The 25,344-nt window shown below is 72.1% G+C and carries 23 protein-coding genes and 1 tRNA gene; 13 read left to right on the top strand and 11 right to left on the bottom strand.

Translation table 11 applies throughout. The features are described 5' to 3' along the window. Positions 1-115 precede the first annotated feature (115 nt). The 6 genes from ACWEBX_RS24800 to ACWEBX_RS24825 form a co-directional block, all read right to left on the bottom strand. Positions 116-1,282 (bottom strand): lipid-transfer protein, encoded by a 1,167-nt coding sequence (locus ACWEBX_RS24800; RefSeq protein WP_451887022.1) that lies wholly within the window; start codon positions 1,280-1,282, stop codon positions 116-118. Then, positions 1,279-1,674, bottom strand: a complete 396-nt coding sequence (locus tag ACWEBX_RS24805) for a MaoC family dehydratase (RefSeq protein WP_355768796.1) — start codon at positions 1,672-1,674, stop codon at positions 1,279-1,281. The genes ACWEBX_RS24800 and ACWEBX_RS24805 overlap by 4 nt, the downstream gene beginning before the upstream one ends. Then, positions 1,671-2,747, bottom strand: coding sequence for an acyl-CoA dehydrogenase family protein (locus ACWEBX_RS24810; protein WP_451887023.1), 1,077 nt, complete (start codon positions 2,745-2,747; stop codon positions 1,671-1,673). Before ACWEBX_RS24810 ends, ACWEBX_RS24805 begins: the two co-directional genes overlap by 4 nt. Position 2,748: 1 nt before the next feature. Further along, entirely contained in the window at positions 2,749-3,729 is a 981-nt protein-coding gene (locus tag ACWEBX_RS24815; RefSeq protein WP_451887050.1) for a bifunctional MaoC family dehydratase N-terminal/OB-fold nucleic acid binding domain-containing protein, read from the bottom strand. A gap of 107 nt (positions 3,730-3,836) precedes the next feature. Continuing rightward, positions 3,837-5,021, bottom strand: coding sequence for an acyl-CoA dehydrogenase family protein (locus ACWEBX_RS24820; RefSeq protein ID WP_451887024.1), 1,185 nt, complete (start codon positions 5,019-5,021; stop codon positions 3,837-3,839). A 248-nt stretch (positions 5,022-5,269) separates the two neighbouring features. Beyond that, positions 5,270-5,575: a hypothetical protein gene (locus tag ACWEBX_RS24825; RefSeq protein WP_451887025.1), complete on the bottom strand. Its 306-nt coding sequence runs from the start codon at positions 5,573-5,575 to the stop codon at positions 5,270-5,272. A 371-nt stretch (positions 5,576-5,946) separates the two neighbouring features. On the opposite strand from ACWEBX_RS24825, the gene ACWEBX_RS24830 reads away from it, so the two are divergent. Next, a complete protein-coding gene (locus ACWEBX_RS24830) occupies positions 5,947-6,852 on the top strand; it encodes a bifunctional DNA primase/polymerase (RefSeq protein WP_451887026.1) in 906 nt (301 codons plus the stop codon). Between the two features lie 100 nt (positions 6,853-6,952). Here the strand turns inward: ACWEBX_RS24830 and ACWEBX_RS24835 are convergent. Continuing rightward, a tRNA-Ser gene (locus ACWEBX_RS24835) sits at positions 6,953-7,037 on the bottom strand. A 417-nt stretch (positions 7,038-7,454) separates the two neighbouring features. Between ACWEBX_RS24835 and ACWEBX_RS24840 the strand changes: the two genes are divergently transcribed. Beyond that, positions 7,455-8,273, top strand: coding sequence for a DUF2637 domain-containing protein (locus ACWEBX_RS24840; protein ID WP_451887027.1), 819 nt, complete (start codon positions 7,455-7,457; stop codon positions 8,271-8,273). 56 nt (positions 8,274-8,329) lie between these two features. On the opposite strand, the gene ACWEBX_RS24845 is transcribed toward ACWEBX_RS24840, so the two are convergent. Beyond that, the gene (locus ACWEBX_RS24845) at positions 8,330-9,820 is read right to left on the bottom strand and encodes a S1C family serine protease (RefSeq protein WP_451887028.1); all 1,491 of its coding nucleotides are present in this window, start codon (positions 9,818-9,820) and stop codon (positions 8,330-8,332) included. 256 nt (positions 9,821-10,076) lie between these two features. On the opposite strand from ACWEBX_RS24845, the gene ACWEBX_RS24850 reads away from it, so the two are divergent. From ACWEBX_RS24850 to ACWEBX_RS24860, 3 genes are all read left to right on the top strand, one after another. Further along, positions 10,077-10,886, top strand: coding sequence for a glycerophosphodiester phosphodiesterase (locus ACWEBX_RS24850; protein WP_451887029.1), 810 nt, complete (start codon positions 10,077-10,079; stop codon positions 10,884-10,886). Positions 10,887-11,012: 126 nt separating this feature from the next. Continuing rightward, positions 11,013-11,642 (top strand): ATP-binding protein, encoded by a 630-nt coding sequence (locus ACWEBX_RS24855; protein WP_451887030.1) that lies wholly within the window; start codon positions 11,013-11,015, stop codon positions 11,640-11,642. Positions 11,643-11,800: 158 nt separating this feature from the next. Next, positions 11,801-12,769 carry a DUF5926 family protein gene (locus ACWEBX_RS24860; RefSeq protein WP_451887031.1) on the top strand — a complete coding sequence of 323 codons (969 nt, stop codon included), beginning with the start codon at positions 11,801-11,803 and terminating at the stop codon, positions 12,767-12,769. A gap of 229 nt (positions 12,770-12,998) precedes the next feature. On the opposite strand, the gene ACWEBX_RS24865 is transcribed toward ACWEBX_RS24860, so the two are convergent. Both ACWEBX_RS24865 and ACWEBX_RS24870 read right to left on the bottom strand, forming a co-directional pair. Further along, positions 12,999-13,595, bottom strand: coding sequence for a hypothetical protein (locus ACWEBX_RS24865; RefSeq protein ID WP_451887032.1), 597 nt, complete (start codon positions 13,593-13,595; stop codon positions 12,999-13,001). Positions 13,596-13,650: 55 nt separating this feature from the next. After that, positions 13,651-14,316, bottom strand: a complete 666-nt coding sequence (locus ACWEBX_RS24870; RefSeq protein ID WP_451887033.1) for a bifunctional DNA primase/polymerase — start codon at positions 14,314-14,316, stop codon at positions 13,651-13,653. 482 nt (positions 14,317-14,798) lie between these two features. Here ACWEBX_RS24870 and ACWEBX_RS24875 point away from each other — a divergent pair, with 482 nt between their 5' ends. Continuing rightward, positions 14,799-16,310 (top strand): PP2C family protein-serine/threonine phosphatase, encoded by a 1,512-nt coding sequence (locus ACWEBX_RS24875; protein ID WP_451887034.1) that lies wholly within the window; start codon positions 14,799-14,801, stop codon positions 16,308-16,310. Between the two features lie 98 nt (positions 16,311-16,408). Further along, positions 16,409-17,896, top strand: a complete 1,488-nt coding sequence (locus ACWEBX_RS24880) for an aminopeptidase P family protein (protein ID WP_451887035.1) — start codon at positions 16,409-16,411, stop codon at positions 17,894-17,896. Positions 17,897-18,037: 141 nt separating this feature from the next. Here the strand turns inward: ACWEBX_RS24880 and ACWEBX_RS24885 are convergent, their stop codons facing one another. After that, the gene (locus ACWEBX_RS24885; RefSeq protein WP_451887036.1) at positions 18,038-18,493 is read right to left on the bottom strand and encodes an ATP-binding protein; all 456 of its coding nucleotides are present in this window, start codon (positions 18,491-18,493) and stop codon (positions 18,038-18,040) included. Positions 18,494-18,744: 251 nt separating this feature from the next. On the opposite strand from ACWEBX_RS24885, the gene ACWEBX_RS24890 reads away from it, so the two are divergent. The 6 genes from ACWEBX_RS24890 to efeB all read left to right on the top strand — a co-directional run bounded on the left by ACWEBX_RS24890 (position 18,745) and on the right by efeB (position 25,239). Next, entirely contained in the window at positions 18,745-19,593 is an 849-nt protein-coding gene (locus ACWEBX_RS24890; protein WP_451887037.1) for a hypothetical protein, read from the top strand. 227 nt (positions 19,594-19,820) lie between these two features. Continuing rightward, on the top strand, positions 19,821-20,555 hold the full coding sequence (locus ACWEBX_RS24895; protein ID WP_451887038.1) for a YcnI family copper-binding membrane protein: 735 nt from the start codon (positions 19,821-19,823) through the stop codon (positions 20,553-20,555). A 188-nt stretch (positions 20,556-20,743) separates the two neighbouring features. Further along, entirely contained in the window at positions 20,744-21,391 is a 648-nt protein-coding gene (locus tag ACWEBX_RS24900; protein WP_451887039.1) for an SCO family protein, read from the top strand. Next, the gene (locus ACWEBX_RS24905; protein ID WP_451887040.1) at positions 21,388-21,870 is read left to right on the top strand and encodes a copper chaperone PCu(A)C; all 483 of its coding nucleotides are present in this window, start codon (positions 21,388-21,390) and stop codon (positions 21,868-21,870) included. Before ACWEBX_RS24900 ends, ACWEBX_RS24905 begins: the two co-directional genes overlap by 4 nt. A 13-nt stretch (positions 21,871-21,883) precedes the next feature. Further along, positions 21,884-23,899 carry a copper resistance CopC/CopD family protein gene (locus ACWEBX_RS24910; RefSeq protein ID WP_451887041.1) on the top strand — a complete coding sequence of 672 codons (2,016 nt, stop codon included), beginning with the start codon at positions 21,884-21,886 and terminating at the stop codon, positions 23,897-23,899. Positions 23,900-23,907: 8 nt separating this feature from the next. Beyond that, positions 23,908-25,239, top strand: coding sequence for an iron uptake transporter deferrochelatase/peroxidase subunit (gene efeB / locus ACWEBX_RS24915; RefSeq protein ID WP_451887042.1), 1,332 nt, complete (start codon positions 23,908-23,910; stop codon positions 25,237-25,239). Positions 25,240-25,344: the final 105 nt, after the last annotated feature.

Genomic DNA, 25,344 nt, shown 5'->3' on the forward strand with positions numbered 1-25,344 from the left:
CATCAGCCCGTCGCCGTCGGGTGAGGCGTGGGCGTCGGTGGCGACGGGCATCGATGTACCGGCACGGCCCCTCGCGTGCGTACCCGGCTGGGGGTGCGTCGTCGTGGCGGTGCTCTCAGGCGTCGGCCCCGAGGATCAGGCCGGATGTCGGGACCCCGGTTCCCGCGGTCACCAGCACGCGGCCGGCGCCGGGTATCTGGTTCACGGAGGTGCCCCGTAGCTGCCGTACGCCCTCCGCTATCCCGTTCATCCCGTGCAGATAGGCCTCCCCGAGCTGCCCCCCGTGCGTGTTCAGCGGCAGCCTCTCCTCGGCGACGAAGTCCGTGGCCTCCCCCGGCTTGCAGAAGCCGAACTCCTCGAGCTGCATCAGGACGAACGGCGTGAAGTGGTCGTACAGGATGCCCACGTCGATGTCCGCCGGGCTCATCCCCGCGGTGCGCCACAGTTGCCGGGCCACCACGCCCATCTCCGGAAGCCCGGTCAGCTCGTCACGGTAGAAGCTGGTCATCTGCTCCTGCGCCCGCCCCGCGCCCTGGGCGGCGGCGGTGACCACGGCCGACGGGCGCGGCAGATCGCGGGCCCGCTCCACGGAGGTGACCACCAGCGCCTGGCCTCCGTCGGTCTCCTGGCAGCAGTCCAGCAGCCGCAGCGGCTCCACGATCCACCGCGAGGCCGCGTGTTCCGCCAGAGTGATCGGCCTGCCGTGGAAGTACGCGGCCGGGTTCGTCGCCGCGTACTTCCGGTCCACCACCGCGACATGGCCGAACGCCTCGGGGGTCAGCCCGTACGAGTGCAGATACCGCTGGGCCGCCATCGCCACCCAGGAGGCCGGGGTGAGCAGCCCGAACGGCAGGGCCCAGCCGAGCGCCGCGCCCTCCGCCGACGGCTCCCGCCGCTGCACTCCCGAGCCGAATCTGCGCCCCGACCGCTCGTTGAACGCCCGGTAGCAGACCACGACGTCGGCCACGCCGGTGGCGACCGCGAGCGCCGCCTGCTGGACGGTCGCGCACGCGGCGCCGCCGCCGTAGTGGACGCGCGAGAAGAACGACAGCTCTCCGATCCCGGCGGCCTGCGCGACGGTGATCTCCGGGCTGGTGTCCATCGTGAACGTCACCAGACCGTCCACGTCCCCCGGCGTCAGGCCCGCGTCGTCGAGCGCGGCCCGCACCGCCTCGACCGCCAGCCTCAGCTCACTGCGCCCCGAATCCTTGGAGAACTCGGTGGCCCCGATGCCGACGATCGCCGCCCGCCCGCCGAGGCCGTCCCGCCCGCGCACACTCATGCCGCACCGCCCGCCGGGACCGTCACCGTCACCGTGCCCATGACGTGCCGGCCGATGCCGTTGGCGCCGAGGATCCTGACCGTCGCCGTGTCGCCCTCGACCTCCTCGACGGAGCCCGTCAAGACCATCGTGTCTCCTGGGTGGTTGGGGGCGCCCAGCCGGATCGCCACCCCGCGCAGCACGGCGGCCGGACCGAAGTGGTCGGTCACATAGCGTCCGACCAGGCCGTTGGTCGTCAGGATGTTCATGAAGATGTCCGGCGATCCCTTCGCCCGCGCCAGGTCCGCGTCGTGATGGACGTCCTGGTAGTCCCGTGAGGCGATCGCCCCGGCCACGATCAGCGTGCGGGTGATCTCGATCTCCAATGGCGGCAGCACGTCGCCCACCCTCATGTCTCCACCTTCCCGTTCGCGATCAACTCCCCCAGCTCCTGGAGCAGTTCGCCTCCGCAGCCCAGATACGCGTCCAGTTGCCTGCCCCACAGGAAGTGCCGGTGCACGGGGTGCCCGAGGTCGGCGCCCGCCCCGCCGTGCAGATGCTGGCCCGTGTGCACCACCCGCCGGCCGGCCTCGGACGCCCACCAAGCGGCCGTGAGAGCGTGCGTCGCGTACGGCAGCCCCTCGTCGCGCCGCCACGCGGCCTCGTACGCCGTCACCCGTATCGCCTCCGTGTCCATGTACGCGTCGGCGGCCCGCAGTTGGACCCCCTGCCGGGCCGCGAGCGGCTGCCCGAACTGCTCGCGCGCGTTCGTGTGCTCGACCGCCCGCGCCAGCGAACCCGCGCACACCCCGGCCTGGAGACCGGCGAAGGCGGTACGGGCCGTCGCCAGGAGGTCCTCGTACGCGTCCGCGGCGCCCAGCGCCTCCCCCGGCGTCCCGTCCAGCGTCAGCCGCCCCGCCGACCAGGGCGCGGTCAGCTCGACCGGCTCACTCGCCGCCGCCTCCGCGGTGCGGACCAGCCAGAGCCGGCGGCGGTCGTCGGCGACGAGCACATGGGTGGCGTCGCGCAGCCACGGCACGGCGGGAAGGACCCCGGTCAGCCTCCCGGAGCCGGAGCCGGAGCCGGAGGGAGAGGGAGAGCCGGAGAGGGGCGCGGAGGCCGACAGGGTTTCCGCGCCCGATATCGCGCCGGTCACCACCACCGTCCCGTCGGCGATCCCCGGCAGCAGCCGCTCGCGCTGCTCCGGCGACCCGTGTGCCGTCACCGCGAGCAGTCCGTACACACAGCTCGCGGCGAACGGCACCTGCGCCGTGACCCGCCCCTGCTCCTCCAGCAGCAGGACGAGCCCGAGGAGCCCGGTGTCCGCGACCGCCCCCACGAGTCCGGCGGCGCACAGTTCCTTCCACAGTCCGGCGTCGCTGCCCGTACCGGCCGCGGTGAGGCGTTCGTGGGTGGAGTGGTCGCCGAGGATCCGCGCGGCCAGGTCCACGGCGGCGGCCTGCTCCTCGGTGGGCGTGAAGTCCATGTCAGCTCCCCTCGCCCGGGCCGCCGACGGCGGCGGCGACAGCCGCCCGGAAGACGGGCAGCTCCACGTCCGCGTCGTAGCGCCGGAATTCGAGCCGCACGGGCATCCCGATCCGCACCGCGTCGTACGGCACCCCCACCACGTTGCTCACGATCCGCACGCCCTCGGCGAGCTCGACCAGGGCGACGGCGTAGGGAGGGTCGAAGGCCGGGAACGGCGGATGATGCATGACGACGTACGAGTACACGGTCCCCTCGCCGCTCGACTCGACCGTGTCCCAGTCCGGGCCGCCGCACGCCCCGCACCCGGGGAGCCACGGGAAGCGCAGCGTCCCGCACGCCGTGCAGCGCTGGATGAGGAGCCGATGCCGTCCGACGCCCTCCCAGAACCCGGCGTTGTCCCGGTTGACCACCGGACGCGGACGCCCGCTCCCCGGCTCCGCGGTGACGGCTGGGACCGGAGGCGCGTCCGTGCCTCTCGGGCTCCGGCGCGCCGGGGCGTACTTGAGGATGCGGAATCTGTGCGTCCCGGCGAGTTCGCCGCCCGCCCGGATGTCCATCCGCGTGGTGACGAAGTACCCCGTGCCGAGCTTGGTCGTCTTGCGTCCGGACACCGACTCGATCATCGAGTCGAAGGTGATCTCGTCGCCGGGGCGCAGCGGCCGCAGATACTCCTGTTCGCAGTCGGTGGCGACGATCGAGGTGTATCCGGCCTCGTCGAGCAGGGCGAACAGCTCGTCGTAGGTCTCGGAGCGGCCGGGCCGGCCCGCGTGACCGGAGAGTCCGCTCATCGTCCACGCCTGGAGCATGGTGGGCGGGGCCACCGCGTCCGGCCCCGTGTAGGCCGGGTTGGTGTCGCCCATGGCCTCGCACCAGTGCCGGATCATCGGCGCGTTGACCGGGTCCCTGCCGACGCCCCCGGCGGTGGCCGCACGCCCCTGGTACTCCTTCAGACGAGCCGACAGCTCGTCCCCGTCGGACACACCGCCCCCGGGCCCGGCTTCGTCCCGCCCGGTCTCCTCCCGCGCCACGCCGTCGGGCACGACGCCATGTTCCGCCGCCGGGCCCTCTCCGGGCGCGCCCCGGCCGCTCACCGCCGCCCCCGCCGCATGCCGAGCCGCATCGTCGCGACGATCTCCCGTTGCACCTCGCTCACCCCGCCCCCGAACGTGTTGATCTGGGCCGCCCTGTTCATCCGCTCCAGTGCGCCGCCGCCGAACGCCCCGGCGGAGCCGGAGCGGACCAGGGCTTCCGGTCCCACGACGTGCTGGCACATCCGGTACACCGCGACCGCGGATTCGGTCCCCATGACCTTCACGCCGCTCGCGTCCCCGGGTGCCGGCCCGCCCGCCCCCACGTCCCCCACCAGACGCCAGTTGAGCAGGCGGGACGCCGCCAGCCGGGCATGCACCTCGGCGAGCTGCGAACGCACCCACGGCTCGTCCGCCGCGCGCCGCCCGGTCACCGGATCAGGGGTGCGAACCGCCTCCAGCGCGGCCGCGTAGAAGTCCTCGGCCTGCATGCCGATCGCGGCGAGCGCGACCCGCTCGTGGTTGAGCTGGCTGGTGATGAGTCCCCAGCCGCCGTTCTCCTCGCCGACGAGGTTCCCGGCCGGGACGCGGATCCCGTCGTAGTAGGTCGCCGTGGTGGTCTGGCCGCCCACGGTCTCGATCGGTGTCCACGAGAAGCCGGGGACGTCGGTGGGGACGAGCAGGATCGAGATGCCGCGGTGCCTGGGCGCGTCCGGGTCGGTCCGGCAGGCGAGCCAGATCCAGTCGGCGTTCTGGGCGTTGGACGTGAAGATCTTCTGCCCGTCGATCCGCCAGAACCCTCCCCCGGCACCGTTCTCCCCCGTCTCGCGGACGGCGCGGGTGCGCAGCGAGGCGAGGTCCGTGCCGGCCGACGGTTCCGAGTACCCGATGGCGAAGACGAGCTCGCCCTTCAGGATGCGCGGCAGGAAGAACTCCCTCTGCTCCTCGCTGCCGTACTTCATGAGAGTCGGTCCGACGGTGTTCAGCGTGACCATCGAGACGGGTGCGCCGGCCCGGTGGGCCTCGTCGAAGAAGACGAACTGCTCGTCCGCTCCGCGCCCCTGCCCGCCGTACGCGACCGGCCAGCCGAGCCCGAGCAGACCGTCGGCTCCGATGCGGCGCAGCAGCGCCCGCTGCCGGGCGGGGTCGTCGGCGGGCGGTGGTCCGTCCGGCATCAGATCCCGGAAGTACGTGCGGAGTTCGGCGCGCAGCCGCTGCTGGCGCTCGGTGGGGGCGAGGTGCACGGCGGCGGCCCTCCCGGACCTCGTACGAACAAGGTTTTCTGACTGTCCGTCAGATACCGTTGCCTGTCAAGGTCGTGGAGCCGGCCCCCGGGACACGTCCGCGCGACGGCGCCGAAGCACCGTCGCGCGGACCTTGAGCATCCCCCCGTCCCACCCCACCCCGCCTCACCCCGGCGCACCATCCCCCGCCCCGGAGCCCGCCCCACGAAGAAGCCCCCCGGCCGACGGAAGTCCGTCGGCCCCGCCCGTCAGAACCCGGCGAAGATGACGAGGACGTTCGAGTTGCCCTGGTTGAGGGCCGTGGGCGCGGAGCCGTTCACCTGGGCCGTATTGCTCTGATTCGAGGATCCGGCGCCGACCGCCTGTTGTTGGGTGGCGGAGGAGTTGCCGCTGTTGTCGCCTCCGACTCCGCCGCCGGCGGTCGCCACTCCCGCGCTCGATCCGGTGTCCGCGATGGCGCCGTTGTCGGCCGCGGCGACCCCGGTGAACAGGGCGGCGGCCAGCGGCAGGGCCGCGGCGGCGGCGAGAACGCGAGCGGTACGGATGCTTGCCATGCGAGTTCCTCCAGAAGCGGTTGCACGCACCGGCGTCGAGCCGGGGCGTACGGGAATTACGGCTTGTTCCAGGGCGGCCGGCCGGCCGCCTCGGCGCTGTCCACGACGTCGCGAGTCCAGAGTTGCCCAGGTCATCCCGGGTGAACCACACCGGAAGCCGCAATTCCCACTCAAGCGTGAGGACTTGTCGATAAACCACCTTCCCGCAGACGAAATCCCTGCTCAGGCCCCTGTCGGTCGTGAGGTCCGGGCCCCGCAACGGCTGAAGCGTTCCGGCACCTTTCCGGCCGTTCCCGTCTCTCACCCGACCGGCTCCCGCGCGACCCGGGAGAGCCCTTCCCTTTCTCGAACACTCGTACGATTATGGATCCATGGCCACTATCGACCGGCGGGCCACCACTCTGGCCCTGGCTCACGCCCTGTCCGCAGCCGAGCGCGGACTCGGGGTGATCCCGCTGTCCCGTACGAAGCTCCCGGCCCTGCGCTCCCCCCACCGCGACGACCCCGACCCCCGACCGTGCCACGGCGAATGCGGCCGTTTCGGGCACGGCGTGTACGACGCCTCGACCGAGCCCCGGCGCATCCGCGAACTCTTCGCCGCCGCCCCCTGGGCCACCGGCTACGGCATCGCCTGCGGGCTGCATCCGCACCACCTCATCGGCGTCGACCTCGACACCAAGTCCGACACCGACTCCTCGACCGCCCTGCGCGAACTGGCCCTGCGCCATCTCTTCACGATCCCGGACACGGTCGTCGTCGTGACCCCCAGCGGCGGCCGCCATCTGTGGCTGAGCGGACCGCCGGACGTCGTCGTCCCCAACTCGGCGAGCCGGCTCGCCCCCGGCATCGACATCCGCGGCGCCGGCGGCTACCTCGTCGGCCCCGGCTCACGCACCGAACAGGGCGTGTACGGGACGGCTCCCGGCACCTCCGGGCTCGCACCCGCGCCCTGCCCGCCCGAGCTCCTGCGTCTGCTCCTGCCCCCGCCCACGCCTCCGGCCCCCGACCGCCACTCCGCCGACTCCGCGCACTCCACAGACTCCGCCAACGAACGCCAGGGCCAGGGGCTGGTCCAGTTCGTCCTCGCCGCCCACGAGGGCCAGCGGAACACCCGTCTCTTCTGGGCCGCCTGCCGCGCCTACGAGAACGGCTTCGGCCCCCAGCTCACCGCCCCGCTCGTCCAGGCCGCCGTCCGCACGGGCCTGACCGAACGAGAGGCCCGCTCCACGATCGCCTCGGCGGCCCGGATGACCGCCCCCTCTCCTCGGCGGCAGTGAGGCGGGGGAGAGCCCGCACCGGGTGAACGTGCCCGGCCCGCGATGGACGGGCACGACGAAGGCCCCCGACCGTTTCTCCCGGTCAGGGGCCTTTCACCTGCGGTGGGTGTGGGATTTGAACCCACGGTGACTCGCGCCACGACGGTTTTCAAGACCGTTCCCTTAGGCCGCTCGGGCAACCCACCCCGCTCCCGCCCAGGCGGGTGGAGCGGGTACAGAGTACCCGGCTCCGAGCGTGTCGCGGGGGCATGGTCCACACCGGATCCACCAGCGCCGATCCGGCTCGCGGGAGTCACCGGCCGGGCGCCGGCGGGGGCCGCCGGGCGACGCGCCGGACGGCCCCGCCGCCGTACACGAAAAGCCGCTTTGGTGAATACTTCCGCCGCCGCCCCCTCACTCGATTGCCGCACACCTGGAGGCAGGGGAGCCGCGTTAGCGGAACATGGCGAAAGCAAGATCTCTCGCTCCGACCGTCTCCGGGGCGACGGCAGAGCGGCCGGCCCCGGCCCCCGCGGCGTCGGCCCCGTCCGCGGCCCGTCGTCCACGGCCGCCACGCACGGCCGTCGGCCGTCACAGCGCTCACGTGACCGGGGCGAAGTCCGGTGAATGACGACTACCCGAACCTCTCGTTCGCCCGGTACGGCCAGAATCCCGGATATCCCTCCGGGACGGAGAACGGCCCGTACGGCGATCCCGTGACCCCCTTCAACGAACAGGGCTGGGACCCGGTCGAGGAACTCACCTACCTCCTGCAGGACGCCGCGGCGGCGGACCAGGAAGTCACCGTGCCGCCCCCGCGCGGCGAGCCGGCCTACACGGACGAGTTCACCGGCGACCCGATGGACAACCTGGTGCAGATCACCGCCGAGTTGCCGCCCATCCGGCGCTCCTCGGCCGGGCACCGCAAGGTACGGGTCCGCAATCACCGCAACTGGCTGCAGACCGTCAGTTTCGTGCTCGCCGCGGTCGCCGCCGCCACCGTGTCGATGGTGAGCGTCTTCAGCGGCATGGTGGCCTACTCGCCGCTGCAGCGCATCGCCTCCAACGCGCAGAGCGGCACGGGGCCTTGGTGGCCTCTGCTGATCTACGGCCCCTGGATGGTGGCCTCACTCTCCATCCTGCGAGCCGCCCTGCACCAGCGCCGTGCCGTGCACTCCTGGTACGTGGTTCTGCTGTTCTCGTCGGTCGCCATGATGTTCTGCGTGGCCGACGCCCACCAGACGATCACCGGTGTGGCCACCGCCGTCGTCCCCGCCCTCGCGTCGTTGACCTGCTTCCAGCAGTTAATCCGTCAGATCACGCTGACCCGGCCGCCCCGCCAGAGCACGTCCCGCCACCGGCAGCGCCCCTGCCCGCCCGCACCCCCCGAGCGCGCGGGCGGCAAGAAGGGGTCGTCGTCCGCGAAGAAGCCGCGCGTCTGACAACGCGGAAGGGGTGCCTCCCCTGGGAGACACCCCTCGCGCGCGGGATCGAACGATCAGCTGTCGCCCTCTCGGGAACCGAGGGTGACGTCGACCGTGTGGGTCTTTCCGTCGCGCGTGTAGGTGAGCTTGACGGTGTCGCCCGGCTTGTGGGTCCAGATCGCGCCGATCAGGGTCGGGCCGCTGTCGATCACCAAGCCGTCGAGCTTGGTGATGACATCGCCGGGCTTGAGGCCCGCCTTGGCGGCCGGACCGCCGGACTCGACCGCCGAGGTGCCGCTCGCGCCCTGCTCGGTGATCTTCGCGCCGCCGGTGCCCTCCTCCAGGGAGACCGACGCGCCGATCTTCGCGTACACCGGCTTGCCGGTCTGGATGAGCTGCTGGGCCACGTGCTTGGCCTGGTTGATCGGGATCGCGAAGCCCAGGCCGATGGAACCGGACTGACCGGAGCCGCCGAGGCCGCCGCTGCTCGACGACTGGATCGCCGAGTTGATGCCGATCACCGCACCCGAGGCGTCGAGCAGGGGACCGCCGGAGTTGCCCGGGTTGATCGAGGCGTCCGTCTGCAGGGCGCTCATGTACGAGGACTTGCTGCTGGCGCTGCCGTCACTGGAGGCGACGGGGCGGTTCTTGGCGCTGATGATGCCCGTGGTCACGGTGTTGGAGAGCCCGAAGGGCGCGCCGATCGCGATCGTGGAGTCGCCGACGGCCACCTTGTCGGAATCGCCGAGGACGAGCGGCTTCAGGTCCGAGGGCGCGTTCTTCAGCTTGATGACCGCGACGTCGTACCCCTGCGCGTGACCGACCACCTCGGCGTCGTACTTCTTGCCGCTCGGGAAGGTGGCGGTGAGCTTGCCGCCGTCGACCGCGTCCGCCACCACGTGGTTGTTGGTGAGGATGTGGCCCTGCTTGTCGAAGACGAAGCCCGTGCCGGTGCCGCCCTCGCCGTTGCTGCTCTGGGCCTCGATGGTGACGGTGCTCGGCAGCGCGTTGGCCGCGACGTTCGCGACCGTGCCCGAGGCGCGCTTGACCTCGCCGCTGCCGCTCGGGGCGGAGACGGTCGTCGAGTCGGTGGAGTTGTCGTCGTTCTTGGCCAGCGAGTAGCCGATGCCGCCGCCGACACCGCCGGCGACCAGTGCGGCCACCAGGACGGCGGCGATCAGACCGCCGCGCCTGTTCTTCGGCTGCGGCGCGGGCTGCTGATAGGAGGAACCCCACCCGCCGTCACCCGAGCCGCCGCCGTCGGCGTACGAGGGGGTGGCGGGCGGCGGAGGCGGCCAGCCCGCTTCGGGGGCGGAGCCCTGGGTCGGGGCCTGTCCGTAGGGGTCGGCCCCCTGTCCGGCGCCGTTCGACGCGTACGCCGGCATGCCCGCGGGCGCCGACGCGTGCTCCGGTGCGCCGGGAGTGCCGGGCACCGCGGGGATCGGAGCGGTCGGCGCGCCCCCCGGGTGCGAGGCGCCCTGCGCGGAAGCAGCGGGAGTTTCCACCGGCACGGGAGGTGCGGACGGGGCCGGGGGTACTGCGTTGCCCTCGTTCTCGGTGCTCACAGCTCTTCTCCTCGATCCACGGCGGTTGTTCTCGGTCGCACTCGGTCACGCCCACTCACGCTTGTCGATGGCCCGGCGCGATTCAGCTGTGCATGTGCTTTTGTACGCCGTCAGCTTTTCCCACAGGGCGTCAGGGCACCATAAGCGGTGGCTGTGCGTCCGAGGCCATCCTTTATAACGGACTTTTATTACTAAACGGATGTTGTGCGACATATGTCACCTCACATGAGCCCGGCGACGGTGACACCATGACGCGGTGACCCTCGCACGACAGCACCCGATTCAGGTCGTCGCCCACCGCGGAGCCTCCGAAGAGGCCCCCGAGCACACACTGGCCGCTTACAAGAAGGCGATCGAGGACGGTGCGGACGCCCTCGAGTGCGATGTACGGCTGACCGCCGACGGCCATCTCGTCTGTGTCCACGACCGCCGCGTGAACCGGACGTCCAACGGCCGCGGCGCGGTCTCCGCCCTGGAACTCGCCGAGCTCGCCGCACTGGACTTCGGCTCGTGGAAGAACCGCGACGAGTCGCCCGACTGGGAACACGCCCCGGGGAGTCTGACGGACACCTCCGTCCTGACCCTGGAGCGCCTGCTCGAACTCGTCGCCGACGCCGGCCGCCGCGTGGAGCTGGCCATCGAGACCAAGCACCCGACCCGCTGGGCCGGACAGGTCGAGGAGCGGCTGCTCCAGTTGCTGAAGCGTTTCGGCCTGGACGCCCCCGCCTCCCCGGCCGAGTCCGCGGTACGGGTCATGAGCTTCTCGGCGCGCTCGCTGCACCGCGTCCGGGCCGCGTCCCCGACCTTGCCGACGGTCTATCTGCTCCAGTTCGTCTCCCCCCGGCTGCGGGACGGACGGCTGCCCGCCGGTGTCCGGATCGCGGGCCCCTCGATGCGGATCGTCCGCAGTCACCCCGGGTACATCGAACGGCTGAAACGCGCCGGTCACCAGGTGCACGTCTGGACCGTGAACGAGCCCGAGGACGTCGATCTCTGCGTTGAACTGGGCATCGACGCCATCATCACCAACCGCCCGCGCGCGGTGCTCCGTCAACTGGGCCGCTGACCTGGCCCGGCCCGAGGCCGGCGACCCCCGGAAAACACCACGATCGCCCATCGAAAACCACCGAGAATCAGCCACCCGGTCACAAGGAGTGCTCCGGCGCGTTCGTTCCGCAATCGATCGTTACGAGTGCGTCAGCAGACGCCCACTGGCCGGTTTCCGGTCCAGTCCAAAGGGGCATTCACACCGTGGCGTGGGGTGAAGGAGGTCTCGGGGGTGGCGTTGGTGGTGGCACAGGAGGTGCCCACGTCGTCGAGCATGGCCGTACCCCATGGCCCTGCGGGCGTGGGGGAAGCAAGACACCGGATGCGCGATCAACTGCGTTCGGGGGGTGTGGCGGAAACGGTCGTCGACGATGCCGTACTGATCCTTTCCGAGCTGCTCAGCAACGCGTGCCGACATGGCAGGCCCCTGGGCGACGCCTTCGCGGGCGACGGGGACGTGCGCGCGGCCTGGCGGATCGACCCGGCGGGCCGGCTGACGGTCGAGGTGACGGACGGCGGCGGTCCGACCCGCCCCGTGCCCGCCACCCCGTCGGTCACGGCCCGCGGCGGCCGCGGGCTGAACATCATCACGGCGCTCGCCAAGGACTGGGGTGTCCGGGACGACGTCCACGGCGAGGTCACCGTGTGGGTGGTCGTCCAGGACGATGTGCAAAGGGCGCACCGGCACGACGACTTCGCTACGCGCGTCGCGTCACCGAGGGTGCCCGGGATCCCCGATCTGGACTTCGTGGACGCCTTCGACGACCTCGACTGAGCCCGACCGGACGACCCCGGCAGACCGCACCGGGGCGCGCGGACGGACCTCCGGGCCACGGGCCACGCGGTGCGTTGTCCACAGGATCCCGTCCGTCTTCGTTCGAGCGGCTAGGCTCGCGCCAGTACGAGACGAGCCGTGATCGGGAGACACCCACGATGGCCAAGAAGCGACCCCAGACGAAGGCCAAGCAGCCGCAGGTGACGGACGGCGGCGAGATCCCGGTCGTCGGAGCCCGCGAGCCCTGCCCCTGCGGCAGCGGCCGCCGGTACAAGGCCTGCCACGGCCGCACCGCCGCACACGCGGTAACCGAGCTGGTGCACCGCCCGTTCGAGGGCCTGCGCGGCGAGGGCGACTGGGTCGCGCTGCGCGAACTGGTGCCCGCCGCGACGGTCGGGCTGACGCTCAAGGAGAGCCTGCCCGAGGGCGTCCCCTCGGTCACCCTCGCCACGGTCCTGCCGATGGCATGGCCCGCGCTGCGCCGCGAGGACGGCTCGGTGCTGCTCGGCCTGCAGAACGACACGCCGTCGGGCGACATCAGCCGCGACCTGGCCGACACCCTCCAGCGCGCGCTCGTAGCGCCGCCCGGCACCCCGGTCGAGGGGCGGCGCGCCCCGGCGGACGGCCCCCGGCTCCAGGACCTGCTCGACTCCGAAGGCGCCTTCGAGCCAGTTGTGCACAGCGGCTTCGAGTTCTGGGTCCCGGACGCGGAGAACGCGACGCCCGAGGTGACCGCCTCGCTGGAGCGGGCCAACGCCGCCGCCATCCCGACGGTGAAGCTGTCCGGGGTCGACGCCGCCTACTGGTGCGAGACGCCGGACAAGAACCACCTGCGCTGGGTCATGCCCCACGCCGAGGAGCGGCTTCTGGACGCTCTCGCGCGGCTGCACGCCGAGGGCCGTTCGAGCCTCGGGGAAGGCACCCGGCTGGTCGGTTCCTTCCGGGCGCACGGGCTCACGGTGCCGGTCTGGGACCTGCCGAGCGGTGTCACGGCGGACGACATCGAGAAGCCGGCGGCCGAGTTCGCCGAGCGCCTCGCCACCGCTCTGGCCACGGACGCGCCGCTGACGGCGGACGAGCGCCGCGCACGCGGGGGTCTCACCAACCGCCAGGTGACACTCAGCTAGTCCACAGCGAACCCACAGGACGGGAAACTGACCGACCAGTCAGCTCGTCAAGGCCTCGGAAACGGGTGACTCCTGTCACAACTCCCCGTTGTGACAGGTAAATCCGTGTCCGAATAGCCGAGATCGAATTTGCGAACCGCCGATCTCTTGTTACCGTTCGAGTAGCCCGGTTGCTGGTGCATCCCCCGTCGCCAGCAACCGGGTCTTTTCATGTTCGGAATCCCGAACACTACCAATCGGCTTGCCCGCGGACCGAGTTGCTTCCCGAGCGCAGCAGCAGCGGCCCGTCGCCGCTCCGCGCGAATTCCGCTACCGCCGAGTAGGCCCCCGGATCCCCCGCAGCGTGTTCCCTGGGTGTCTCGCACGCCCCCGGGTCGTCCTCCGCGTCCACGGCGCAGTTCATCTGCACCGTGCGGCCGCCGGGGCCCATCAGCGTCAGGGCGGAACTCAGCGCCTCGCCGGTCGCGTTGCGGTAGTAGGTGCGCGCCCAGGTCTCCTCGCCCTGCGTCAGGACACAGGTCTGCGCCTCGACACCGTCGGGCGAGGAGAGTTCGGGGCCGCACCGGGCGGCGGTGGCGAGACCGAGGCCGAGCCGCAGGGGAGAGCGCCGGGGTCCGGGCGAGGGCGGCCGGTCGTCCGCGGGAGCCGCCGCGCGCCCGGCCGCCGGGGAGCCGGCCTCGCCCACCGGACCTGCCGAGGCCACGGCCAGCGGCAGGGCGAGGACGAACGCCACGACTCCGGCCAGGGCCACCAGGCGGAGTCTTCGGGGGTCCGGCCCGCCGCCCGGCGGCACCTCGGCCCCGTACGCCCCGGAATGACGCTGCATGGGCGGACGATAACGAGCGGGGGAGGGCGCGCGGCGCGCCGCGCGCCGGACGCCCCTACAACTCGGGCGCGCTCACACCCGTACGAGTGAGTGCCTCGACGACGGCATCCACCACGGCCTCCACGTCGGGCACCCAGGGGGCGGCCGAACCGGGCAGAGGAGCGCGCTCCCAGCGGATCTGGCCCTGGCCCGTCTCGGACGGCGGCAGCGCGATGTAGCCGCCGTCGCCGTGGAAGCGCAGGGAGCCGGGGACGAAGTCCTTGGCGTAGAGCAGCTCGCCGAGCTGCTCCATGGAGTACGGGGCGACGAGGATCGCCCAGCGGGAGGGGGACGCGACGACCGGGCCGAGGCGCATGCCCGTGCGGTCGAGGGCGTCGAGCGCGCGGGCCGCCGCGACAGCGGGCAGGCTCACCGCGCACGGGGCGCCGCCGCCGGTGGCCAGCACGATGGAGGCCGAGGGGCGGTTGGTCCACCACCAGCGCACCATGCGCTCGTCCGTGGTGGCCGCGAGGAGGCCGGGGTCGAAGGGATGGGCGCCCGGCACCGTGCACTCCGGGTCGGGGCAGCCGCAGCGGGCACGCCCCTGCGGGTCGGCCGCCACACCCGGGAGGACGGGCCACCGCCATGCGGCCGCGAACGTCAGGGCCGCGCTGAGCATCTCAGGCCTCCCGTTGTTTCGCCTGGACAGGAGCCTGCGTCGCCTTCCGAGGATCTCGCGCATGAGCGCTCGTTCCTTTCCGTTGCACGCCTGGCAACACCGAGGATCACATCACACCATGTGTCGATCACTTCACTGTGCGTACCTGCTGGCGCATCACACCCCTGCTGGAGACAAGGGGAACCCCTCTGGGCCGAGCATGTGGCTGTGTCCGCGCCCATACCGCGTACATCCACAGCATGGGCATGGCGTGGGGTGGCGGCGCCTGGCGTTTTACGTCCCGCGTATTCCTAGCCGCCTCCGCCACGGGAGGATGGGGCACGGTCGTCGGTGGTTAAGACGCCCGGGTCCGTCGCCAGGTTCCGGGCGGATCTCAACCACCCCTGGCCTTCACCGAGTACGTACCCATCACGACCGCTGTGACGCTCCGTCGAACGAGGCCAGTCGACCTCAATAAGCCGTTGCCCGAGTCAGTTTTAGGCCAATTTTGATTTCCCGCAAGGGTTACCACCGGTCGCACGGACACCAGGAATCCCGGCAGGACAATGCTGGACATCCCCTCACGAGTACGTGTACATGTGGAGACACCGCTAGCGGCGCAGAACGACATGGGGGTTTGCGATGCTATTGAGCAAAACGCACCGGTCGGAAAGCCGGACGCCATGACCGCCCCTCACCTTCCTAAAGTGGCCGGAATCGATTCTACGGTTCCTTCGCCCGCGCACACTGTCGCGCCGACGCCCGCTCCCGCGGGCGCCTCCTCGGCCGCCCCGCCGGCCGGCCCCGGAGCGGCGCTCCAGGACCGCCTCGCGGGCTGGGTCTCGGATCTCACCACGCTCCACGAACTCACCGAGCGCGTGGCCCGCACGGCGACACTGGACGACGCGCTGCAGGAACTGCTGCGCGCCGGAGCCGCCCTCGTGGGTGCCAGGCGCGGTCTCGTCGTCCTGGAACCCGGCGACGGACTGGGCCCCGACACCACGATCGGCCTGGGCCTGGCCCGAGCCGATCTCGGCCACATCGAGACGGTGCCGCGCAGCTCCATGTCGTACGGGAAGATCCTCGACGGACTGCCGGGCGGCGAGGGCGAGATCACCCAGCCGGACCTCCTCTCGGAGGACGGGCTCGACCCGCGCCACCGCGAGGTCGCCGCCCGCCTCGGCTACGCCGCGAGTTACGCGCTCCCGCTGTCCACCGAGGCGGCCGGCCGCCTCGGTGCCGCCGTATGGCTCTACGACGAGCCCGCCGAGCCGGTGGAACGCCAGCGGCACCTCATCGGCCTCTACGCCCGCTACGCCACCGAGCACCTGGCCCGGCTGCTGGAACTCGAACGCGCCCGTGCGTGCGTGAAGACGATGTCCGAGGAGCTGCTTCCCCCACGGCTGCCCCGGGTCTCCGGCGTCCAGCTCGCCGCCCGGCACCGCACCGGCCCGCGCGGCGGCGGCGACTGGTACGACGCGCTGCCGCTGCCCGACGCCGCGCTCGGCCTCGCGGTCGGCTCCGTCACCGGCTCGGGACCCAGCGCGGTCGCCGCCATGGGGCGGCTGCGGGCCTCCCTGCGCGCCTACGCCGTCATGGAGGGCGAGGACCCGGTCGCCGTGCTCTCCGACCTCGAACTGCTGCTGCGGCTGACCGAACCCGCGCGCTCCGCCACCGCCCTGTTCGCGTACTGCGAGCCCTCCCTGCGCAAGCTCACGCTCGCCGGTGCCGGACACAGCCCGCCCCTGGTGATCGGCCCGCGGCGCACCGAGTTCGTGGAGACCTCCCTGTCCGCGCCCCTCGGCATGCTCGCCTGCTGGGAGGCGCCGAGCGTCGAGCTGACCGCGGACCCCGGCGAGACCGTGCTCATCTACACCGACGGCCTGCTCCACCGCACCGGCGACCCGATGGACCGCGCCTTCGCCCGGCTGCACGCGGCGGCGGCGAACGTCCCGAGAGCGCTGCGCGACGACCCCGGCGCGATCGCCGACCACGTGCTGCGCGGTGTGCTGCCGGACGGCCTCGACGAGGCGGACAGCGACGAGGACGTCGTCCTCCTGGCGGCCCGTTTCGACTGAGAGGGCTCTCACCCGGTGTAACAGGCCTTCCGGCCCTGGGCCCCCTTCAGTACGACCGTACGATGGGGAGGTCCAAAGTCGTATGAAGGAGGCAGACCGTGTCGGAGGCGCTCACCCCGGAGACCCCGGAAGCCGTGCTCGACGAAGCCGCTGACGAAGCGGGCGAGGAAGAGCCCATCAAGCAGCGCAAGAACGGCCTGTACCCGGGCGTGTCCGACGAGCTCGCCGACAGCATGAAGTCCGGCTGGGCCGACACCGAGCTGCGGGACCTCACGCCCATCGCCCAGGCCGAGTACACCGCGGCCCGCCGTGCCGCGCTGTCCGCGCGCTTCCCGGGCGAGCGCCTGGTGATCCCCGCGGGCAACCTGAAGACCCGCTCGAACGACACGGAGTACCCCTTCCGTGCCTCGGTCGAGTACGCGTACCTCACCGGCAACCTCACCGAGGACGGCGTCCTCGTGCTGGAGCCCGCCGCCGGGGGCCACAAGGCGACGATCTACCTGCTGCCGCGCTCCAACCGTGAGAACGGCGAGTTCTGGCTGTCCGGGCAGGGTGAGCTGTGGGTCGGCCGCCGCCACTCCCTGGCCGAGGCCGAGCAGCTCTACGGCATCCCCGCCTCGGACGTCCGCGAACTGCCGGCCGCGCTGACCGAGGCCACCGGTCCGGTCCGCGTCGTGCGCGGCTACGACGCCGCCATCGAGGCCGCGCTGACCGACAAGGTCACCCGCGAGCACGACGTCGAACTGCGCGTCTTCCTGTCCGAGGCACGGCTCGTCAAGGACGCGTTCGAGGCCGGCGAGCTGCAGAAGGCCGTCGACTCCACCGTGCGCGGCTTCGAGGACGTCGTGAAGGTCCTGGACAAGGCCGAGGCCACCAGCGAGCGCTTCATCGAGGGCACGTTCTTCCTGCGCGCGCGGGTCGAGGGCAACGACATCGGCTACGGCTCGATCTGCGCCTCCGGTCCGCACGCCTGCACGCTGCACTGGGTGCGCAACGACGGCCCGGTCCGCTCCGGCGACCTGCTGCTGCTGGACGCGGGCGTGGAGACCCACACCCTCTACACCGCCGACGTCACCCGCACGCTCCCGGTCGACGGCACCTACTCGGAGATCCAGAAGAAGATCTACGACGCCGTGTACGACGCCCAGGAGGCCGGTATCGCGGCCGTCCAGCCGGGTGCCAAGTACCGCGACTTCCACGACGCCGCGCAGCACGTGCTGGCCGAGCGGCTCGTCGAGTGGGGGCTCCTCGAAGGTCCTGTCGAGCGTGTCCTGGAGCTCGGTCTCCAGCGCCGCTGGACCCTGCACGGCACCGGCCACATGCTCGGCATGGACGTCCACGACTGCGCCGCCGCGCGCACCGAGACGTACGTCGAGGGCACGCTGGAGCCGGGCATGTGCCTGACCGTCGAGCCGGGCCTGTACTTCCAGGCGGACGACCTGACCGTGCCGGAGGAGTACCGCGGCATCGGCGTCCGGATCGAGGACGACCTCCTCGTCACCGAGGACGGCAACCGGAACCTGTCGGCCGGCCTGCCGCGCCACTCCGACGAGGTCGAGGCCTGGATGGCGTCCCTCAAGGGCTGACACCGTGCCCGCGAGGGCGGACACGCAACCGATGGCCGGGCGCCTTCCGAGGCTCCCGGCCATCGGCCTGCCCGGGACGGCTCCCGGAGGGGCCGTTGACCTGTCCGGGCCAACTCCCGGAGGCCGGCGTCGTCCGGCGGGTCAGGCCGGCAGCAGTGAGGGGACCGTCCTCCACTTGAGGATCTTGTCGAAGCTCACCACCGCGCCGCCGCGTCCCGGCCTGTTGCCGATGTGGACGTGGTCGGCGAGCTCGCGGATCAGGCACAGCCCCCGGCCGTGCTCCGCGTCCTCGCCGGCCTTGCGGAGTACGGCGCGGGCGTTGCCGGCCGGAAAACCGGGGCCGAAGTCGGCGACTTCGATCCGGCACTGGTCACCGTCGAGATAGGCCGTCACGCGGTACGCCCCGCAGGAGGGGCCCCGGACGTCGTCGCCGCCGTGCTCGACGGCGTTGGCGCAGGCCTCGGTGAGAGCGACGGAGAGGTCGTACGAGATGTCCGGGTCCACGCCCGCGCTCTCCATCGTGCCGAGCAACAGGCGTCTGGCGAGCGGAACACTCGCAGCCTCGCGCCGCAAATGGAGTGACCACCAGATGCTCATGCTCCAGCCTCCCGGCCGCGGCTCGACATACCGTTACGTATTGCCGCAACGACCCGTGCGCAATCGCATACGCGACGTGATGCCGCCCATACGGCCGACGCGCTCACATGAGTCGACGGTGTATGCACGCGTGATCTTCGGCCGGACAGTGGCCCTTCGGGCGTCCGCCGCACGGAGGACGGACCGGTCACAAGCCGTCAATCGGACCTGCCGTACCAGGCGTCGGGGCCCAGTGCGATGATGAGCGCGCCATGACTGCCCCCCACCAGCGTTCGGCGCGTTCCGGAGCAGGCCTCCGGACCCTGAGGGCCGCGGTGTTCGCCGCGGTCTGCGTCGTGCTGGCCGCGGCCGGTCACGGAATCGCCTCCTGCACCACCGTCCCCCTGTGGACGCTGGGCGCCGGCTTCCTCGCGGTCTTCGCGGTCGCCGGGACGCTGGCGGGCCGGGAACGGACACTGCCGGGCATCGTGGCGCTCCTCGCGCTCGGCCAGACGGTGCTGCACACCCTCTTCGGACTGGGCCTCGGGAGCGGCACGGCGTCCGGCGGGTCGTCCATGGGCGCGATGGCGCCGGGGATGCCGATGTCCGACGCCACACTCGTCGAGCGGGCAGCCCGCCTGGTGTGCGGCACGGCCGCGGCGGCGATCAGCCCCGCGCAGGCCATGAAGATCCTCGCCGACGCGCGGATCGACACGGGCACGACCGGGATGACGGGCATGACGTCGTCCATGAGCCATGCCGCGGACGCCCTGCCCACCGCCGCGGGCACCTCGATGCCGGTGCTGCCCTCCCTGCCGATGCTGCTCGGCCACGTGCTCGCGGCCCTCGCCGCCGGATGGGTGCTGCGCCACGGCGACCTGGCCCTCCTGCGGCTCATGCGCCTGTCGGCCCAGGGAGTCACGGAAGCGGCGCTCGTACGTTCCCTGCGCGCCGCTCTCACCCTCGTACGCGCCCTGCGTACGGGACTTCCCGGGGCGCCCGAGATCGCGCGCACGCCGTGCACCGCGCTGGTCGCGCCCCTCACTCCACGGACGACCGCCCTTCAGCACACCGTAGTCCGGCGCGGCCCGCCCGCCTCCGCGCTCGCCCTCGTCGCCTGACACGACGCGCCGCTTCACGGAAATCCACGGAATTCCCCCGGTCCCCGGAGTCCTCGACTCCACCGGCCCGACGGGACTTCACGGGCCTTCTCGAAGGGGACGCGGTCGTGCCGCACGCGCGCGTGCCCGCCGGGTCTCCCCCGGGCGTCCTTCCGCCCCTTCCACGGGACACCGAGGCGCTCGCGCGTCCCCTTCGTCACCGGACTGAAAGTGGAGTGTCTCCTCACATGAAGGCTTCTCGTCTCGCCGCCGCCGGCACCGTCGCCGCCACGGCCGTTCTCGCCCTGTCCGCCCCGGCGTTCGCGCACGTCAGCGTGCAGCCCGAGGGCGCGGCCGCCAAGGGCGGCTACACCGTCGTGAACTTCAAGGTGCCCAACGAGCGCGACAACGCCTCGACCACCCAGGTCGAGGTGAACCTCCCGGCCGACCACCCGCTGGCCTCGGTCATGCCCCAGCCCCTCGACGGCTGGACCGTGAAGGTCACCAAGTCCAAGCTGGACAAGCCGGTCACCGCGCACGGCGAGAAGATCAGCGAGGCCGTCACCAAGGTCACCTGGACCGCCGACGGCAAGGGAATCGAGCCGGGCTTCTTCCAGAAGTTCCCGCTCTCCATCGGCGCGCTGCCCGAGGACACCGACGAACTCGTCTTCAAGGCCATCCAGACGTACTCCGACAAGGAGGTCGTGCGCTGGATCGAGCCGCAGAAGGAGGGTGCGGAGGAGCCCGAGCACCCGGCCCCGGCCCTCGCGCTCAGCGCCGCGACCGAGGGCGGACACCACGGGGGTGCCGCCGCCGAGGACGCCTCCCACACGGAGGAGACCGCCGAGCACACCGACGAGGCCGCCTCCGCCGGTGACAGCAGCGACACCACCGCGCGCGTACTCGGCGTCGTGGGCATCCTCGTCGGCCTGGCGGGCGTGGCGTACGGCGTTCTGGCCGGCCGGCGGCGTACCGACGTCTGAGGTGCCCGCACGCATCTGAGGCACTGAGACACACACGCTCCCGGTGGGCACCGGAGGGTCGCGGACGCGGCTCTCCGGACCGGTCCTTCGGCCGGTCCGGACCGGTCCTTCGACCCCGTTCGGCCTGGCCTTCGGCCCCGTCCGACCCCCGGTGCCCACCGGAGCGCTCACATCTGGGACATTTTTCTATGCGCAAGAAGACGTACGCGACGGCCGCCCTGTTCGCCGCCGCCGCTCTGACCCTCTCCGCCTGCGGCAGTGACGGCGCCGAGCCGGTCGCCGCCGTGTCCGCCGAGGCCGGTGCCACCAAGGCCGCGACGGTCCTCGACAACCCGTTCGAGAAGCCGGACCTCGTGCTCACCGACACGACCGGCAAGAAGTACGACCTGCGCGCGGAGACCAAGGGCCGGCCCACGCTGATCTACTTCGGCTACACCCACTGCCCCGACGTCTGCCCCCTGACGATGAACAACCTCGCCGTCGCCAAGAAGGACCTCCCGAAGGCCGAACAGGACAAGCTGCGCGTCGTGTTCGTCACCACCGACCCGGCCCGCGACACACCCGCCGCGCTCGGCACCTGGCTCAAGGGCATCGACCCCGACTTCATCGGCCTCACCGGCGACTTCTCCACGATCCAGGCCGGTGCCCGCCGCCTCGGCATCACCATCGAGCCGACGAGCAAGGACAAGAACGGCAAGACCGTCTCGGTGCACGGCACCCAGGTCATCGCCTTCTCGCCGAAGACCGACGCGGGCTACGTGCTGTACGGCGAGGGTGCCACCGTCGACGACTACACCAAGGACCTGCCCGAGATCGCCGAGGGGAAGACCCCGTGAGCCGCCGTACGGGCCGCCGCGCGGGACTCCTCGCCGTCTGCTCCCTCGTCCTGGCCGCCGGGACACTCGCGGGCTGCGGCTCCGACGGCTCCTCGTCGTCCTCCGCCGCTCCCGAACTCGAGGTCACCGGCGCCTACATGCCCGCCCCGAGCATGGACACCATGGCGGCGGGCTTCTTCACCGTCACCAACTCCGGTGGCGCCGACACCCTCACCTCGGTCACCAGCAACCTCTCGGACGACGTGACGATGCACGCGACCGTGGACGGCGCGATGGAGGAGAAGAAGTCGTTCGCCATACCCGCCGAAGGCACCCTGGACCTCGCCAGCGGCGGCAACCACCTCATGTTCGCAAAGCTCACCCACAAGCCCGGACAGGGCGAGAAGGTGTCCGTGGAACTGCACTTCGCCAAGTCCGGCACGGTCAGGATCTCGATGCCGGTGAAGCCCGCGACCTACAACCCGAAGACCGGACGCTGAGGGAGGCATCACCGTGACACCGACCATCGCCCCCCGCTTCAGGACCCTCCTGCTGCTGTTCTTCGCCGTCACCGGAGCGCTCCTGGCGGGCGCCGCGCCCGCCTCCGCGCACGCCGCGCTGACCGGAACCAACCCGACGCAGGGATCGGTGGTCGACAAGGCACCCGCCCAGGTCTCGCTCACCTTCTCCGAACAGGTCTCGCTGAACGACGGCTCGCTCCAGGTGCTCGACCCCAAGGGCAAGCGGGTCGACACCGGCGGCGCGAGCGGCCTGGGCGGCGACACCTACGGCCTGAAGGTCCGGCCGGGGCTGCCCGACGGCACGTACACCGTCACCTACCAAGTGGTGTCGGCGGACAGCCACCCCGTCTCGGGCGCCTTCACCTTCTCCGTCGGCGCCCCCTCGCAGACCTCCGTCGCGCTGTCCGGCCAGGCGGTGGGCGGCGGCCTCGTGGGCTTCCTCTACGGAGCCGCGCGCTACCTGTCGTACGCCGGTTTCATCCTGCTCGTCGGCGGAGCCGCCTTCGTACTGGCCTGCTGGCAGCGCGGGTCGGGCATCCGGCCGGTACAGCGGCTCGTGGTCGGCGGATGGCTCACGCTCACCGCCTCCACCCTCGCCCTGCTCCTCCTGCGCGGCTCCTACGTCGGGTCCGGCAAGGCCGGCGACATCTTCGACCTGAACCTGCTCGGCGAGGTGCTGCAGACCAAGTCGGGCGCGGCGCTGATGTCGAGGCTGCTCCTGCTCGCGGCCGCGGCGCTGTTCATCGCGGTGCTGTTCGGCGCCTACGCCCGACGCGACGAGGACGAGCGCGCGGCCGACGAGAACGGCGGCGATGCGGAACCGGCCGAGGGAACGGACGCCGGTGCCACGGACACCGTCGAGGCCGCCGGTGCCACCGGCGCCGGAGACACGACCGCCGAGGCCGAACACCTGGCCGCGGAGAAGAGCGACCTCACCTTCGGGCTCGCCGTCGGCGGCACGGTCGTCGCCGCGGGCCTCGCCGCGACCTGGGCCATGGCCGAGCACGCCTCGACCGGCGTCCAGCCGGGCATCGCGATGCCCGTCGACGTCCTGCACCTGCTGTCCGTCGCCGCCTGGCTCGGCGGTCTGGCGACGCTCGTGGTGGCCCTGTTCCGGGCTCCCGCGCAGGCACCCGTCGAGGCCGCGGCCGTCCGCCGGTTCTCCCGCCTCGCGTTCGGCGCCGTCCTCCTCCTGGTCGCCACCGGGATCTACCAGTCGTGGCGACAGCTCGGCTCCTGGTCGGCGCTCACCGACACGTCGTACGGACAACTGCTGCTCGTCAAAGTCGGCCTGGTGGCCGTTCTCGTGGGCATCGCGTGGATCTCGCGGCGCTGGACGGCCCAGCTCGCCGAGGCCACCGCTCCCGAGGCAGCCGCCGTCGTCGTGGAGCAGCGCACCGAGCTGAGGACGCCCGCCACCGTCCCCGCCGAGACGGAATCCCGGCGCGCCGCCCAGCTCGCCCGGCAGCAGGCCGCCGTGGACTCCACGCGCGACAAGCGGGTCCGCGACGCCGACCCACAGCGCTCGGGTCTGCGGCGCTCGGTGCTCGCCGAGGCCGGGGTCGCGGTCGTCCTGCTCGCCGTCACGACCGCGCTGACGGCCACCGAGCCCGGACGCACGGCGGAGGCGGCCCGCCAGGCCACCGCGTCCGCCGCGCAGCGCTCCGGACCGCTGTCCCTGAAGATGCCCTTCGACACGGGCGGCGAGGACGGCAAGGGCACGGTGGAGGTCACCTTCGACCCCGCCCGCGTCGGCGGCAACCAGATGCACGTCTTCGTGCTCCGGCCGAACGGCAAGGCCTTCGACGTCCCCGAGGTGAAGGTCGCCTTCACCCTCACGGCGAAGAACATCGGCCCGCTGCCCGTGACCCCCGACCGGGTCGCCACGGGGCACTGGGCGGCGAGCGCCGTGCAGATCCCCCTGGCGGGCGACTGGAAGATCGCGGTGACCGTGCGCACCTCCGACATCGACCAGGCCACCGTGAACAAGAACGCGCAGATCGGCTGAACCTGACCATGGCTGACCAGTCCACCCCCGGGACCTCCGCCCGCTCCGCCCGAACGGCCCCGTCCTCCGAAGCGTCCTCCGGGGCGTCCCCCGGCACCGACTCGCCGGGCGATGCCCCGCAGGGGGTCATGTCACGGCGCCGGCTGCTCGGCACCGCCGGCGCCACCGGGCTCACCCTCGGAGCGGCGGGCGCGGCCGTGGGATACGCGGCGGCACCCTCCCCCGCGAAAACCGTCCCGTTGACCTCCGTCGGCGCGGACATGGCAATGTTTCACGGGAAACATCAGCCGGGCATCACCGCCGCTCTCCAGGCACGCGGCCACCTCGTCGCCTTCGACCTGACGGCCGGCGCGGGCCGCAGGGAGGCCGCCGCCCTGCTGCGCCGCTGGTCGGTGACGGCTCAGCGGCTCATGGCGGGCGAGGCCGCGGCCGACGAGGACACCGGCATCGCGCGGGACGCCGGCCCGTCCTCGCTCACCGTCACCTTCGGCTTCGGTCACAGCTTCTTCGCCCGTACGGGCCTGGAGAAGCAGCGCCCGGTCGCCCTGGACCCCCTGCCCGACTTCTCCTCGGACCACCTCGACAAGGCGCGCAGCGACGGCGACCTGTGGGTGCAGATCGGGGCGAACGACGCCCTCGTCGCTTTCCACGCCCTGCGCGCGATCCAGAAGGACGCGGGCGCCGCGGCGCGGGTGCGCTGGCAGATGAACGGCTTCAACCGTTCGCCGGGCGCCACCGCCGAACCGATGACCGCCCGCAACCTGATGGGCCAGATCGACGGCACCCGCAACCCGAAGCCCGCCGAGCCCGACTTCGACGGACGCGTCTTCGTCCCCGCCTCCGGCACCCCGGAGTGGATGGCGAACGGCTCCTACGCCGTCGTCCGCCGCATCCGCATGCTGCTCGACGACTGGGAGAAGCTCTCGGGCAAGGCCCAGGAGGACGTCATCGGGCGGAGGAAGTCCACCGGCGCGCCGTTGAGCGGCGGCACCGAGATCACCGCGATGGACCTGGACAAGACCGACGCCGACGGCAACCTGGTCGTGCCGGTCAACGCGCACGCCCGCATCACCCGGCCCGACCAGAACGGCGGCGCCGCGATGCTGCGCCGCCCGTTCTCCTTCCACGACGGCATCGACGCCGACGGCACGCCCGACGCCGGTCTGCTCTTCGTGTGCTGGCAGGCCGATCCGGTGCGCGGGTTCGTCCCCGTCCAGCGCAAACTCGACCGGGGTGACGCGCTCTCGACGTACATCCGCCACGAGTCGAGCGGCCTCTTCGCGGTGCCGGGCGGGGCGGCGGAAGGCGAGTACGTGGGGCAGCGCCTGCTGGAGGGATGACGCTCCGTACCGGGTTCCGTACCGCGGTACCGGTCTCCGTACCGGGCCCGCTTCCGGGGGATCGCGGGCGGCGGACGCGCCGGGCGAGGCCCATTAGGGTGACGG

This window comes from Streptomyces sp. NPDC005070 (genome assembly GCF_053600395.1).